This window comes from Streptomyces sp. NPDC028907 (assembly GCF_055564995.1).
In genome coordinates this window covers 338,348-352,637 of record NZ_JBVHVE010000004.1, presented here as the reverse complement: position 1 = coordinate 352,637, position 14,290 = coordinate 338,348, and the positions used below count along the sequence as shown (strand labels likewise).

Annotated in this window: 10 protein-coding genes and 1 pseudogene; 10 read left to right on the top strand and 1 reads right to left on the bottom strand. The window is 71.2% G+C overall.

The window, feature by feature from the left end; translation table 11 throughout:
- The first annotated feature begins 14 nt into the window (after positions 1–14).
- The 10 genes and pseudogenes from ACZ4UU_RS14225 (at position 15) to ACZ4UU_RS14180 (ending at position 13,617) form a co-directional block, all read left to right on the top strand.
- Entirely contained in the window at positions 15–884 is an 870-nt protein-coding gene (locus tag ACZ4UU_RS14225) for a hypothetical protein (RefSeq protein ID WP_468039704.1), read from the top strand.
- Between the two features lie 212 nt (positions 885–1,096).
- Entirely contained in the window at positions 1,097–2,047 is a 951-nt protein-coding gene (gene iolC, locus ACZ4UU_RS14220) for a 5-dehydro-2-deoxygluconokinase (protein WP_468039702.1), read from the top strand.
- Positions 2,044–2,934 (top strand): Cgl0159 family (beta/alpha)8-fold protein, encoded by an 891-nt coding sequence (locus ACZ4UU_RS14215; RefSeq protein ID WP_468039700.1) that lies wholly within the window; start codon positions 2,044–2,046, stop codon positions 2,932–2,934. The genes iolC and ACZ4UU_RS14215 overlap by 4 nt, the downstream gene beginning before the upstream one ends.
- Before the next feature lie 19 nt (positions 2,935–2,953).
- Positions 2,954–3,064 (top strand): annotated as a pseudogene (locus ACZ4UU_RS14210) (5-deoxy-glucuronate isomerase); the annotation flags it as partial.
- Between the two features lie 121 nt (positions 3,065–3,185).
- Positions 3,186–5,069, top strand: a complete 1,884-nt coding sequence (iolD, locus tag ACZ4UU_RS14205; RefSeq protein ID WP_468039698.1) for a 3D-(3,5/4)-trihydroxycyclohexane-1,2-dione acylhydrolase (decyclizing) — start codon at positions 3,186–3,188, stop codon at positions 5,067–5,069.
- Between the two features lie 14 nt (positions 5,070–5,083).
- Positions 5,084–6,586, top strand: a complete 1,503-nt coding sequence (gene mmsA / locus ACZ4UU_RS14200) for a CoA-acylating methylmalonate-semialdehyde dehydrogenase (protein ID WP_468039696.1) — start codon at positions 5,084–5,086, stop codon at positions 6,584–6,586.
- Positions 6,587–6,792: 206 nt separating this feature from the next.
- Positions 6,793–8,214, top strand: a complete 1,422-nt coding sequence (locus tag ACZ4UU_RS14195) for an APC family permease (RefSeq protein ID WP_468039694.1) — start codon at positions 6,793–6,795, stop codon at positions 8,212–8,214.
- 187 nt (positions 8,215–8,401) lie between these two features.
- Positions 8,402–11,059 (top strand): CocE/NonD family hydrolase, encoded by a 2,658-nt coding sequence (locus tag ACZ4UU_RS14190; RefSeq protein ID WP_468039693.1) that lies wholly within the window; start codon positions 8,402–8,404, stop codon positions 11,057–11,059.
- Positions 11,056–11,922, top strand: a complete 867-nt coding sequence (locus ACZ4UU_RS14185) for an ABC transporter permease (RefSeq protein ID WP_468039691.1) — start codon at positions 11,056–11,058, stop codon at positions 11,920–11,922. The genes ACZ4UU_RS14190 and ACZ4UU_RS14185 overlap by 4 nt, the downstream gene beginning before the upstream one ends.
- Before the next feature lie 147 nt (positions 11,923–12,069).
- Positions 12,070–13,617 (top strand): vWA domain-containing protein, encoded by a 1,548-nt coding sequence (locus tag ACZ4UU_RS14180; RefSeq protein WP_468039689.1) that lies wholly within the window; start codon positions 12,070–12,072, stop codon positions 13,615–13,617.
- Positions 13,618–13,642: 25 nt separating this feature from the next.
- Here the strand turns inward: ACZ4UU_RS14180 and ACZ4UU_RS14175 are convergent, their stop codons facing one another.
- Positions 13,643–14,275: a chorismate mutase gene (locus ACZ4UU_RS14175; RefSeq protein WP_468039687.1), complete on the bottom strand. Its 633-nt coding sequence runs from the start codon at positions 14,273–14,275 to the stop codon at positions 13,643–13,645.
- Positions 14,276–14,290 lie beyond the last annotated feature (15 nt).

Below are 14,290 nucleotides of genomic sequence, written 5' to 3'. Positions count from 1 at the left end.
ACAGGGGGACTTCGATGACATCGATCGTGCTGGTGCACGGCATCTTCAACCACGTCCGCAAAGCGACACCGGACGAAGCCGCGGCGCGGCGGGTCTCGGACTGTCGGCCGAGGTTGGCCGAGAGCTTGAGCGAATTGGCGGTGGACGTCCCCGACGTGACGATGGCCTACTACGCCGACTTGCTGCGGCGGAAGGTGCCCGGGGAGCCACAGTCGTTCCAGCAGCCGGAAGGCTTCGACGATCTCAGCGCCGCGGAACGATCGGAGGTGGCGGCGTGGCTGGCCGCTGCCGGCGCCGAAATGCCGGCGGATCCGCAGAACGTGGGGCTGGCCCCGCTGCGGCAGATGCTGGGCTGGCTGGTGGACGAACGCGGCGGACGCCTCACCGCGGCGGTGCGCGAGCAGACGATCGGTCGTCTGGAGCGCACCCTGGTGGCGAACCTGCGCGAGGTGGAGGCGTACACGACCTGGCCGGAGCGGCGCCGTCTGGTGCGCGAACGCGTGTCCGGGGTGATCCGGCGTGAGAAGCCCGCGGTGGTGATCGCGCATTCGCTGGGTGCGTACGTCACCTACGAAACGCTGCACGCTTACCCGGACCTGGAGGTGGACCTGCTGGTCACGGTCGGCTCGCCGCTCAGGGTCCCGGCTCTGGCACGCCGCTTGGAGCCTGCGTTGCGCGCGGGGCGAGGAGCGAAGCCCTCGGGGCTGGCGCGCTGGGTGAACATCGCCGGCACCGGAGACCTGGTGGCGGTTCCGCCCAAGCTGGGCCGCGTGTTCCCCGTCGACGACGACGCCGTCTGCGACACCGGGCTGGGCGTTCACGGATTCGGCGGGTATCTGGCAAACGGCCTCCTGGCCGCGGCCATCACCCCCTACGTCACCTGACCGACCGATACCCGCCTCGAAGGGAGACGCGCTGACAGAACACCGAGGCGGTGGCTTCATCGATCCCGGAGAAGACCGACACGTACGAATGCCTTCGTTCGAATGTCCGGACAAAACATTGACAGGCCTCCCCCAGCAGGGCTACAAAGCCCTGGAGGGCCGACCCGCGCAGTCGGCAGTACAGCCGCGACGAGGGAGACCGAGGGACACCGATGGCGTACGACCTGATCACCATGGGCCGGATCGGCGTGGACCTCTACCCGCTGCAGACCGGCGTCCCGCTGCCGCAGGTCACGTCCTTCGGCAAGTTCCTCGGCGGCTCGGCGACGAACGTCGCGGTCGCCGCGGCCCGCCTGGGACGCCGTACCGCGGTGATCACCCGCACTGGCGACGACCCCTTCGGCACCTACCTCCACGAGGCCCTGCGGGGCTTCGGCGTCGACGACCGCTGGGTCACCCCGGTCCCCGGACTGCCTACCCCGGTCACCTTCTGCGAGGTCTTCCCGCCGGACGACTTCCCCCTCTACTTCTACCGGCAGCCCAAGGCCCCGGACCTGGAGATCGACGCCCACGAGCTGGACCTCGACGCCATCCGCGACGCCCGGATCTTCTGGATCACCGGCACCGGACTGAGCGAGGAGCCCAGCCGTACGGCGACGCTCGCGGCCCTCGCGCACCGCGCCAAGTCCGGTACGACGGTCTTCGACCTCGACTGGCGCCCCATGTTCTGGAACGACCCGGACGCGGCCCGCCCCTTCTACGCGGAGGCGCTCAAGCACACCACCGTCGCCGTCGGCAACCTCGACGAGGTGGAGGTCGCCACCGGCGTACGCGAACCGCACGCAGCCGCCCGCGCCCTCCTCGACGCCGGTGTCGAGGTCGCGGTCGTCAAGCAGGGCCCCAAGGGCGTCCTCGCCGTCAACAGCAAGGGCGACCAGGCCGAGGTCCCGCCGCTGCCCGTGAACGTGCTCAACGGACTCGGCGCCGGTGACGCCTTCGGCGGCTCCCTCTGTCACGGGCTGCTCGAGGGCTGGGACCTGGAGAAGATCATGCGGCACGCCAACGCCGCCGGAGCCATCGTCGCCTCCCGTCTGGAGTGCTCCTCCGCGATGCCGACGCCGGACGAGATCGAGGCCGCCATCGCCGCGGGGGCCGTCAAGTGACCGTCGACATCGCGGAACTCGTCCGCACCCGCACCCGGCACCCCGAGGCGATAGCGGAGGCCGCCGCCCGGCGCGTACGCAGGCCTCTCATCAAGGGCAGCGGCCGCCTGATGATCGTCGCCGCCGACCACCCGGCCCGCGGCGCGCTCGGCGTCGGCGGCCGCGGCCTGGCCATGGCCAACCGCGCCGACCTGCTGGAACGCCTCTGCCTCGCCCTGTCCCGCCCCGGCGTCGACGGCGTCCTCGCCACCGCCGACATCCTCGACGACCTGCTGCTGCTCGGCGCGCTCGACGGCAAAGTCGTCATGGGGTCGATGAACCGCGGCGGCCTGCAGGGCGCCAGCTTCGAGCTGGACGACCGTTTCACCGGCCACCGCGCCGAGGACATCGAGCGCCTCGGCTTCGACGCCGGCAAGCTGCTCCTGCGCGTCGACTACGACGACCCGGGCTCCCTCACCACCCTGGAGTCCACCGCCCGCGCCATCGACGACATGGCGGCGCGCCGACTTCCGGTCTTCGTCGAGCCGTTCCTCAGCCGCCGCACCCCCGAGGGGAAGGTCACCAACGACCTGTCCGCCGAGGCCGTCACCAAGTCCATCGCCATCGCCTCGGGCCTCGGCGGCACCTCCGCCTACACCTGGCTGAAGCTGCCGGTCACCGAGAACCCCGACGACATGGCCGAGGTCATGGCGACCTCCATGCTGCCCGCCGTACTCCTCGGCGGCGAGGTCGGCGGCTCCGCGGAGGAACAGGCCGGGGCATACGAGAAGTGGCGGGGCGCCCTCCAACTGCCCACCGTGCAGGGCCTGGTGGTGGGCCGTTCGCTGCTCTACCCGGCCGACGGGGACGTTGCCGCCGCGGTGGACACTGCCGTAGGACTGCTGTGAGGTCGCCATGACCACGAGCCGTACGTTCCACCCACAGAACGCCTCCGGCGCGGGAAGCCGCTTTGCTTTGGCAGGAGCGAAGTGCGAGCGAAGACTCCCCGCCCGCTACGGCCCCGCGCCGGAGGTCCCCGACCCGGTACATCGAGTCGAACGGGGCGGCTGAGGCCTACAGGGCGGCTGAGGCATACGGGGCGGCTGAGCCGTAAGGAAGTGGCGGATCTGCTTCCATCCGGACCACACGGAGGTAACCGATGACCTCAACGACGAGGCTCACGGTCGCACAGGCGCTCGTCCGCTTCCTGTCCGCCCAGTACACCGAGCGCGACGGCGTACGGCGCCGCCTGATCGGCGCCACCTGGGGCATCTTCGGCCACGGCAACGTCGCCGGGATCGGCCAGGCGCTCGTCGAGTACGGCGATGTCATGCCCTACCACCAGGGCCGCAACGAGCAGGCGATGGTGCACGCGGCGGTCGGTTACGCGCGCCAGTCGAACCGCCTCTCCACGCACGCCGTGACCACCTCCATCGGCCCCGGCGCCACCAACCTCGTCACCGGCGCCGCGCTCGCGACCGTCAACCACCTCCCGGTCCTGCTCCTCCCCGGCGACATCTTCGCCACCCGCCCCGCCGACCCGGTCCTCCAGCAGCTCGAAGTGCCGTACGCCGGCGATGTGTCGGTCAACGACTGTCTGCGGCCGGTGTCGAGGTACTTCGACCGGATCACCCGCCCGGAATCCCTGATTCCGTCAGCTCTCCAAGCCATGCGGGTCCTCACCGACCCCGTGGAGACCGGCGCCGTCACGCTCGCGCTGCCCCAGGACGTCCAGGCCGAGGCGTACGACTGGCCCGACGACCTCTTCGCCGAGCGCACCTGGGTCGTACGGCGGCCGGGCGCCGACCCGACCGAACTCGCCGAGGCCGTACGGGCGATCAGGTCCGCCGGCAGGCCCCTGGTCATCGCGGGCGGCGGCGTCCACCACAGTCGCGCCGAGGAGGCGCTCGCCGAGTTCGCCGAGGCCACCCGCATCCCGGTCGCCGCCACCCAGGCCGGCAAGGGCTCCCTGCGCTTCGACCACCCCCAGGACGTCGGAGGCGTGGGCCACACCGGTACGGCGACGGCGGACGAACTCGCCCGCACCGCCGACCTGGTGATCGGCGTCGGCACCCGCTACACCGACTTCACCACCGCCTCCGGCACCCTCTTCGCCGGCGACGGCGTCCGCTTCCTCAACCTCAACATCGCGCCCTACGACGGCCACAAGCTCGCCGGGATGCCCCTGATCGCGGACGCCCGCAGCGGGCTGATGGAGCTGACCGCGGCGCTGGACATGCACGCCTACCGGGTCCCCGCCTCCTACGTCACCGAGTACACCGAGGACAAGGAGCGCTGGGAGCAGCGCGTCGACGCCTGCTACGAGGCCGACGAACCGGACGTACGGCCGACGCAGCAGCAGGTGCTGGGCGTCCTGGACGCTCTGGTGGACGAGTCGGACGTGATCATCAACGCGGCCGGCTCCCTCCCCGGCGACCTGCACAAACTGTGGCGGGCGCGCTCGCGCGACCAGTACCACCTGGAGTACGGCTACTCCTGCATGGGCTACGAGATCCCGGCCGCGATCGGCGTGCGGCTGGCGGCCCCGGACCGGCCTGTCTGGGCGCTGGTCGGCGACGGCACGTATCTGATGATGCCGACGGAGATCGTGACCGCCGTGCAGGAGGGGATCGCGATCAAGGTGTTGCTGGTGCAGAACCACGGGTACGCGTCCATCGGCGGACTGTCGGAGGAGACCGGCGCCGAGCGCTTCGGCACGGCGTACCGCCACCGCGCGGAGGACGGCACCTTCACGGGCGCGCCGCTCCCCGTCGACCTGGCCGCCAACGCCGCCAGCCTGGGCATGCGGGTGCTGCGCGCGAAGACCGTGAGCGCCCTGCGCGAGGTGCTCGCCGAGGCCCGCACGGCCGACACTCCCACTTGTGTCTACGTCGAGACCCAAACGGCAGACACAGTGTCGGGCGCGCCGCCCGCGCAGGCCTGGTGGGATGTTCCCGTGGCCGAGACCGCGAGCCGAGCGTCCGCGGTCAAGGCCCGCGAGCTGTACGAACGGCACGTCTCGACCCGACGCCGCCACTTGTGAAGGAGTTACTGGGCATGACGAAGATCGTCAACCACTGGATCGGCGGCAAGACCGCCGAAGGCGCGTCGGGCACGTTCGGGCCGGTCACCGACCCGGCCACCGGCGCGGTCACGACGAAGGTCGCGTTCGCCTCGGTCGACGAGGTGGACGCCGCGGTCGCCGCCGCCAAGGAGGCGTACCTGACCTGGGGCCAGTCCTCGCTGGCCCAGCGCACCTCGATCCTGTTCAAGTTCCGGGCGCTGCTGGACGCCAACCGGGACGCCATCGCCGAGCTGATCACCGCCGAGCACGGCAAGGTGCACTCCGACGCCCTCGGTGAGGTCGCCCGCGGCCTGGAGATCGTCGACCTCGCGTGCGGCATCAACGTGCAGCTGAAGGGTGAGCTGTCGACGCAGGTCGCCAGCCGTGTCGACGTCTCGTCGATCCGGCAGCCGCTGGGTGTCGTCGCGGGCATCACGCCGTTCAACTTCCCGGCGATGGTCCCGATGTGGATGTTCCCGATCGCCATCGCGTGCGGCAACACCTTCGTGCTCAAGCCGAGCGAGAAGGACCCGTCGGCCTCGATCAAGATCGCCGAGCTGCTGTCGGAGGCCGGTCTGCCGGACGGCGTCTTCAACGTCGTGCACGGCGACAAGGTGGCCGTCGACCGCCTCCTGGAGCACCCGGACGTCAAGGCGGTCTCCTTCGTCGGCTCGACGCCGATCGCCCGCTACATCCACACCACCGCCTCCGCCAACGGCAAGCGCGTCCAGGCGCTGGGCGGCGCCAAGAACCACATGCTGGTCCTCCCGGACGCAGACCTCGACGCGGCCGCCGACGCCGCCGTGAGCGCCGCGTACGGCTCGGCGGGCGAGCGCTGCATGGCCATCTCGGCGGTCGTCGCGGTCGGCTCGATCGGCGACGAGCTGGTGGAGAAGATCCGCGAGCGCGCCGAGAAGATCAAGATCGGTCCCGGCAACGACCCGACCTCCGAGATGGGCCCGCTGATCACCGCCGTCCACCGCGACAAGGTGGCCTCGTACGTCACCGGCGCCGCGGCCGAGGGCTGCGAGGTCGTCCTCGACGGCACCGGCTACACCGTCGACGGGTTCGAGGACGGTCACTGGATCGGCATCTCACTGCTCGACAAGGTGCCCACCACCGCGAAGGCGTACCAGGACGAGATCTTCGGCCCGGTGCTGTGCGTGCTGCGCGCCGAGACCTACGAGGACGGTGTGGCGCTGATCAACGGCTCGCCGTTCGGCAACGGCACCGCGATCTTCACCCGGGACGGCGGCGCCGCCCGCCGCTTCCAGCTGGAGATCGAGGCCGGCATGGTCGGCGTGAACGTCCCGATCCCGGTCCCCGTCGGCTACCACAGCTTCGGCGGCTGGAAGGACTCGCTCTTCGGCGACCACCACATCTACGGCAACGACGGCACGCACTTCTACACCCGCGGCAAGGTCGTCACCACCCGTTGGCCCGACCCGGCGGACGCCCCGTCCGGAGTCGACCTCGGCTTCCCGCGCAACCACTGACGCACCGACCCGAGCGTCTGGGGCCGTCCGGATCGCGGACGGCCCCATTTTTTTGCGGGCCCGCGCTGCGGTTCCCGCATGCTCGAAAGTCGTGCTGTACACGGCTCTGACGCAACGTTAACACGCGTCAGAAGGCCTTCCGGCAACGAATTCCGTAGCTAATCAGCCATTGACGTGACGGTTTCCGTCAATGTTGCATCCACCTCGTGACCGACACCCTCACCTCTGTCGAGGGCGCCGTCGTCGAGGCGCCGGACGTCCTCCAGGACAGCCCTCAGGACAGCCCCCAAAAGCTCAAGCGCTCGATCGGCGTGGTCGGCGGCACGCTGCTCACGCTCTCCTGCGTCACCCCGGCGTCCACCCTCTTCGTGGTCGTCCCCGACCTGTTCGGCTCGCTCGGCACCGCCACCGCCCTGACGATCGCCATCGGCTCGCTGCTCTGTATCGCCGTGGCGTTCTGCTACTCCGAGCTGGGCACCCTCATCCCCAGTGCGGGCGGCGAGTACGCGATGGTGTCCACGCTTGCCGGACGGCTGGCGGGCTGGCTGGTCTTCGTGCTCTCCCTGCTGGTCGTCATGATCGTCCCGCCGGTGATCGCGATGGGCACGGCCGACTACCTCGCCCCGATCGTCGACCTGGACCCGTCGATGACCGGCGCCGCCGTCATGCTGCTCGCCACCCTCGCCGGCCTGCTCGACCTGCGCGCCAACGCATGGATCACCGGCGTCTTCCTGGTCCTGGAGGTCATCGCGGCGGCCGTCGTGGCGGTACTGGGCTTCGCCCACGCCGAGCGCGGACCCGGCAGCCTCGTCTCGATGGAGGTGGCCGGCGCGGACGGCCGTACGGACGGCGTGACGGCCCTGCTGGTCGTCTCCGGACTCGCCATCGCGCTCTTCGTCACCCAGGGCTTCTCGACCGCTGTCTACCTCTCCGAGGAACTGGAGAACCCGCGCCGCAACGTCGCCCGCACCGTCCTCGCCACCCTCGCGATCTCCGCCGTGATCATCCTGGTGCCGGTCGTCGCCATCACCCTGGGCGCGTCGGACATCGGCGAACTCACCGGCGGCGACATCGGCACCATGGTCACCGCCTGGTCCAACTCCGCGGTCGGCACCTTCGTCAGCCTCTGCGTGGCCCTCGCGATCATCAACGCCGGCATCGTCATGGTCATCCAGAACTCCCGCGTCCTGTTCGCCTCGGCCCGCGACAAGGCCTGGCCCACCCCGGTCAACAGCCTCCTCGCCAAGCTCGGCCGCTTCGGCTCCCCCTGGGTGGCCACCCTCGCGGTCGGCATCCCCGGCGCCGTCCTCTGCTTCGTCAACCTCGACACCCTGTACGGCATCACGGGCGTCTCGGTGACGGGGATGTACCTGCTGGTCGCGGTCGCCGCGCTGCTGTCCCGCCGCGGCGCCCACCACCACGTACCGGCATGGCGCATGCCGTTGTGGCCGGCGATGCCGATCCTGCTGATCGCGGTGCTGGTGTACATCCTGAGCCAACAGGAGATGAGGTATCTGCTGTGGACGGGCGGCATCACGGCGGTGGCGACCCTGTACTGGGCCCTGTACCTCCGCCCCCGAAGGGCATCGCGCTGGCTGGTATCAATCCCGGCAGAGGAGACCCCCTGAGGGGCGCGGGGAACTGCGCGATCAACCCCCACGCACCCGCACCCGGCAGGTCACAGAAAGCCCCGAGCTCTCCCTCGCCGTACCACGAACGCGGTAGACAAACCCCCCGTCGTACCCCCACGGAAGGGGCCGGGATTCAGCCCTCGGTCGATAACTGACCGACAGCTTCACCCCGTACCGTTGAAACATGGATCTTCGACTGCCCGGCCTGCGCGGGCGCGTACGGAGGCCGCGCCGGTGGATCGCCGGCGCGGCCTCCGTCGTCGTCCTCGTCGGGGCCGGGACATGGACCGCCGTCGCCGACGACGACCCGCCCGCGGTGCGCCGCGCCGACCGCGTCATGGACATGGGCGACGGGGTACGCATCGACACCTCGTACTTCACGACCGCCGGAAGTGAGCGCCGCCCCGCCGTCCTCCTGGCGCACGGCTTCGGCGGCAGCAAGGGCGACGTACGCCAGCAGGCCCAGGACCTGGCCCGGGACGGCTACGCCGTGCTGACCTGGTCGGCCCGCGGCTTCGGGAAGTCGACCGGCAAGGTCGGCCTGAACGATCCGAAGGGCGAGGTCGCCGACGTATCCAAGCTGCTCGACTGGCTGGCGAAGCAGCCCCAGGTCGAGCTCGACAAGGCCGGCGACCCGCGGGTGGGCATGGCGGGCGGCTCCTACGGCGGCGCGATCTCGCTGCTGGCCGCCGGGCACGACGACCGCGTCGACGCCATCGCCCCGGCGATCACGTACTGGAACCTCTCGGACGCGCTGTTCCCGAACGGCGTCTTCAAGAAGCTCTGGGCGGGAATCTTCGTCAACTCGGCGGGCGGCTGCGACAAGTTCGAGACGCGGATCTGCGAGATGTACGAGCGGGTCGCGGAGTCCGGAACCCCGGACGCGCAGGCCGAGCGGATGCTTCAGGAACGCTCGCCGTCCGCCGTCGGCGACCGCATCAAGGTGCCCACCCTGCTGATGCAGGGCCAGACCGACTCCCTCTTCCCGCTGGACCAGGCCGACGCCGCCGCGAAGGCGATCCGGGCCAACGGCGCCCCCGTGGACGTCGACTGGATCGCGGGCGGCCACGACGGCGGCGACATGGAGACGGGCCGGATCCAGGAACGGGTGCGGACCTGGTTCGACCGCTACCTCAAGGACGACAAGGGCACCGACACCGGCCCCGCCTTCCGCGTCACCCGCATCCTCGGCACCGGCAGCGGGGACGGCGAGACCCGGCTGAGCGGCGTGAGCGCCGACAAGTACCCCGGTCTGGAGGGCGACCGGCGCTCGATCGCCCTCACCGGACGGGAGCAGAGCTTCCAGAACCCGGCCGGCGCCAACCCGCCCGCCGTGTCGGCCCTCCCCGGCCTCGGCAGCGCCGGCGGCCTCGCCCAGCTGTCCTCGCTCGGCATCGGCGTGTCCCTCGACTTCCCCGGCCAGTTCGCCGCGTTCGAGTCGGCGCCCGTCCGCGAGGACCTCCAGATCACCGGGTCGCCGAAGGCCACCGTCCATGTGAGGTCCACGAGCGACGACGCCGTGCTCTTCGCCAAGCTGTACGACGTCGGCCCCGGCGGCCAGGCCGGTCAGGTACTGCCCTCGCAGCTCGTCGAGCCCGTCAAGGTCGAGGGCGCGAAGGCCGGCAAGGACGTCACCCTCACGCTCCCGGCGATCGACCACGAGATCGACGACGGCCACCGCCTGCGGCTGGTCCTCGCCTCCACCGACCTCGGCTACGCCTCCCCGACGACCCCGGCGAAGTACACCGTCTCCCTCAAGGGCGACCTGTCGGTGCCGACGCCGCTCGGGGACACGAACACGCCGACGGGGCTGCCCGCCTGGGTGTGGTGGCTGCCGCTGGCCGGCGTGGTGATCGCGCTGGCCCTGCTGGCGACCGGACGGCGCCGCACCGCGGCACCCTCTCCCCCCGACCCCGTACTGGCCGAAGTGCCGCTCCAGATCACCGACCTGAGCAAGCGCTACGCGAAGTCCGCCGACCGGTACGCGGTCAAGGACCTGTCCTTCCGGGTGGAGAAGGGCCAGGTGCTCGGCCTGCTCGGACCGAACGGTGCGGGCAAGACGACGACACTGCGCATGCTGATGGGCCTGATCAAGCCGGACGGCGGCGAGATCCGCGTCTTCGGCCACGCCATCGCGCCCGGCGCCCCCGTCCTCTCCCGCGTCGGCGCCTTCGTCGAGGGCGCGGGCTTCCTCCCGCACCTGTCCGGCCGCGCCAACCTGGAGCTGTACTGGCAGGCCACCGGCCGCCCGCCGCAGGACGCCCACCTCGACGAGGCCCTGGAGATCGCCGGCCTCGGCGACGCGCTCGCCCGAGCCGTGCGCACCTACTCCCAGGGCATGCGCCAGCGCCTCGCCATCGCGCAGGCCATGCTCGGCCTGCCCGACCTGCTGATACTCGACGAGCCGACGAACGGACTCGACCCGCCGCAGATCCGTGAGATGCGCGAGGTCATGATCCGCTACGCGGCGGCGGGCCGCACGGTCATCGTCTCCAGCCACCTGCTGGCCGAGGTCGAGCAGACCTGCACCCACCTCGTGGTGATGGATCACGGCCAACTCGTCCAGGCGGGCCCGGTCGGGGAGATCGTCGGCTCCGGCGACACCCTGCTCGTGGGCACGACCGAGCCCGTGGACGAGCCCGTCGTCGAGAAGATCGCCGCCCTGCCGGGCGTGGCCTCGGCGGTGCGTGCCGACGCCGGCCTGGTCGTACGGCTCGACGCGGACGGCAGCGCACGGCGTCTGGTCGCCGAACTCGTCCGGCTGGAAGTGCCCGTCGAGTCGGTGGGCCCGCACCGCCGCCTCGAAGACGCCTTCCTCACCCTGATCGGAGACTCCGCATGAGCAGCACGACGACCGAGCGCGCGGAGGTCGCCGACGGCTACCGCGCGGGCCGTACGCTGCCGATCCGGGTCGAGCTGGTCCGGCAGCTGAAGCGGCGCCGCACCCTGGTCATGGGCGGCATCCTGTTCGCCCTGCCGTTCGTCCTGCTGATCGCCTTCCAGGTGGGCGGCGGCCCGGGCTCGGGCAACAACAACGTGAACCTGATGGACACGGCCACGCTGTCCGGGGCGAACTTCGCCGCGGTCAACCTGTTCGCCTCCGCGGGCTTCCTGCTCGTCGTCCCCGTCGCCCTGTTCTGCGGGGACACGGTCGCCTCCGAGGCCAGCTGGTCCTCCCTGCGCTATCTGCTGGCCGCGCCCGTGCCCCGGGCCCGGCTGCTGTGGTCCAAGCTCGTCGTCGGGCTGAGCCTCAGCCTGGCCGCGATGATCCTGCTCCCGGTGGTCGCCCTCGCGGTCGGCACCGCGGCCTACGGCTGGGGCCCGCTCCAGCTCCCCACCGGCGACTCCATGGCCGCCGGAACCGCCGCACAGCGCCTGCTGATCACGGTGGCGTACATCTTCATCTCCCAACTGGTCACCGCCGCCCTGGCGTTCTGGCTGTCCACGAGGACGGACGCACCGCTGGGCGCGGTCGGCGGCGCGGTCGGCCTGACCATCATCGGCAACGTGCTCGACGAGGTGACGGCCCTCGGTGACTGGCGCGACTTCCTGCCGGCCCACTGGCAGTACGCCTGGCTGGACGCCGTACGACCCCAGCTGGAGTGGTCGGACATGATCCAGGGCACGTCCCTGTCGGTAACGTACGCCCTCGTGCTGTTCGCGCTGGCCTTCCGCGGTTTTGCCCGCAAGGACGTGGTGTCGTAGGTCAACGGAAGATCACCCACCGGTCTCGGCGGCCCGTCACCGTGCCCTCTTCGAGACTCATCCGCAACGCTCCGTAGCGCACGTTCCGGCCCCCTGGCCCGTCACAGTCACAGAAGTCGACGTCAACGGACCAAGGGGGCACGGACGATGGAGCGGTACCGCACACGACGGCTGCACCGGACACTGCTCGCACTCACCGCGGCGGGCGGCCTGCTGCTCACCGGATGCGGTGGAAGCGACGGCGGAAGCAGCGGGGGTTACGCGCAGGACAGCAAGGAAGGCGGCAAGGGCTTCCCCGCCCCCGCGTACAGTCAGGGCGGCGGCCAGCGCGACGGCGAGAACGAGGGAGAGGACTCCCGCGACTTCGCCCCCGAGCCCGACTACCTCTCCACCTTCGCCCTGGACGTCGACACCGCCTCCTACGGCTACGCCCGCCGCACCCTCGCCGAGGGCCGGCTGCCCGACCCGTCCACGGTCCGCCCCGAGGAGTTCGTCAACAGCTTCCGCCAGGACTACGACCGCCCGGACGGCAACGGCTTCACGGTCACCGTCGACGGCGCCCGCACCGACCGCGAGGACTGGTCCCTGGTCCGCGTGGGCCTGGCCACCCGCCCCGCCGCCGACCCCGGCGAACGCCCGCCCGCCGCCCTCACCTTCGTCATCGACATCTCCGGCTCCATGGCCGAACCGGGCCGCCTGGACCTCGCCCAGGACTCCCTCGGGCACATGACGGACCAACTGCGCGACGACGACTCGGTCGCCCTGGTCACCTTCAGCGACGAGGCCGAGACGGTCCTGCCGATGACCCGCCTGGACGGCAACCGGGACGAGATCCACGACGCCATCGACAGCCTGGAGCCCACCGACTCCACCAACCTCGGCGCGGGCATGGAGACCGGCTACGAGACAGCCGTCGAGGGCCTGCGTGAGGGCGCCACCAACCGCGTCGTCCTCATCTCCGACGCCCTGGCCAACACGGGCGACACGGACGCCGACGCCATCCTCGAACGCATCGCGTCCGAGCGCCGTGAACACGGCATCACCCTCTTCGGCGTCGGCGTCGGCAGCGACTACGGCGACGCCCTGATGGAACGCCTCGCCGACAAGGGCGACGGGCACACGGTGTACGTCTCCGACGAGGACGACGCCCGCAAGGTCTTCAGCCGCCAACTGCCCCAGAACATCGACCTGACCGCCCGCGACGCCAAGGCCCAGGTCGCCTTCGACCCCGAGACGGTCAAGGAGTTCCGGCTCGTCGGCTACGACAACCGGCAGGTCGCCGACGACGACTTCCGCGACGACAGCGTCGACGGCGGCGAGATCGGCCCCGGCCACACCGTCACCGCCCTCTACGCCGTCCGCACCAGGCCCGGCACCGAGGGCCATCTCGCCACGGCGAGCGTCCGCTGGCTCGACCCGAAGACCCGCTCCCCGCACGAGAAGTCGGGACAGCTGGAGACCGGCTCCCTGCACGACTCCCTGGACGACACGTCCGCGAGGTTCCAGGTCACGGCCACCGCCGCCTACTTCGCCGACGCCCTGCGCGACGGCGACTCCCGCTGGAGCTCCCTGCCCGCCGCCCCGTCCCTGCGGGACCTCGCGGAGCACGCCGAGGACCTGGCGAAGGAGACGGAGGACGAGGAGGTGCGGCAGCTTGCGGAGGCCATCGGCCGGGCGGACCGGCTGATGGACTGAGGCGACGGTGCGACCGGCCGGCGCCTCAGGAGTCCGCGCAGACGGAGGGCAGCGCCCGCACGAGGCCCTCGACATGCAGCGCGTCCAGCTCATGGCCGTACGCGGACCGGACGGCGGCCACCCCCAGCCGGGGCGCGCACGACGGCGACGTCCGCAGCCGCCGGGTGTCCTTCAGCGCTTCCAGCAACTCGGTGGTGATGCGGTCGAGTTGCGGACGGACCTCCTTGACCAGGTCGGGGCGCTCGATGGGCCGCTCCTCGGGGTGCGCGGCCCAGCGTGCGTACAGGCCGCGCTGCACCAGCTTGTTGGCCTCGATCTGGTCCCGGAAGACGGCCTTCACCTCGTCCGGATCGAGCCCGAGCTCGCTCGCCCGTACGGCGACGTCGTCCAGGATCTGCTGTTCGCGCACCGGGTCGTCGATCGGCTTGTCGGTGCCGTACTTGGCGGCGGCGACCTTGTCGGCGAGCAGCAGCCGTTCGGCGAACAGGTCGGTGAGCGGGGTGAGGCCGGAGGAGACGGAGGATGCCCGGACGGAGGCCGAGGCGTGGGTCGCCGGGGGAGTCGCGGGGTGTGCGGCGGCGGGTGCGGCGCCGGCGAGGGACACGGCCGCGGCGGCGCAGACGGCGACCAGGACGGACCGAAGACGTCGGGAGTGCACGGGGGTTCCTTCCGT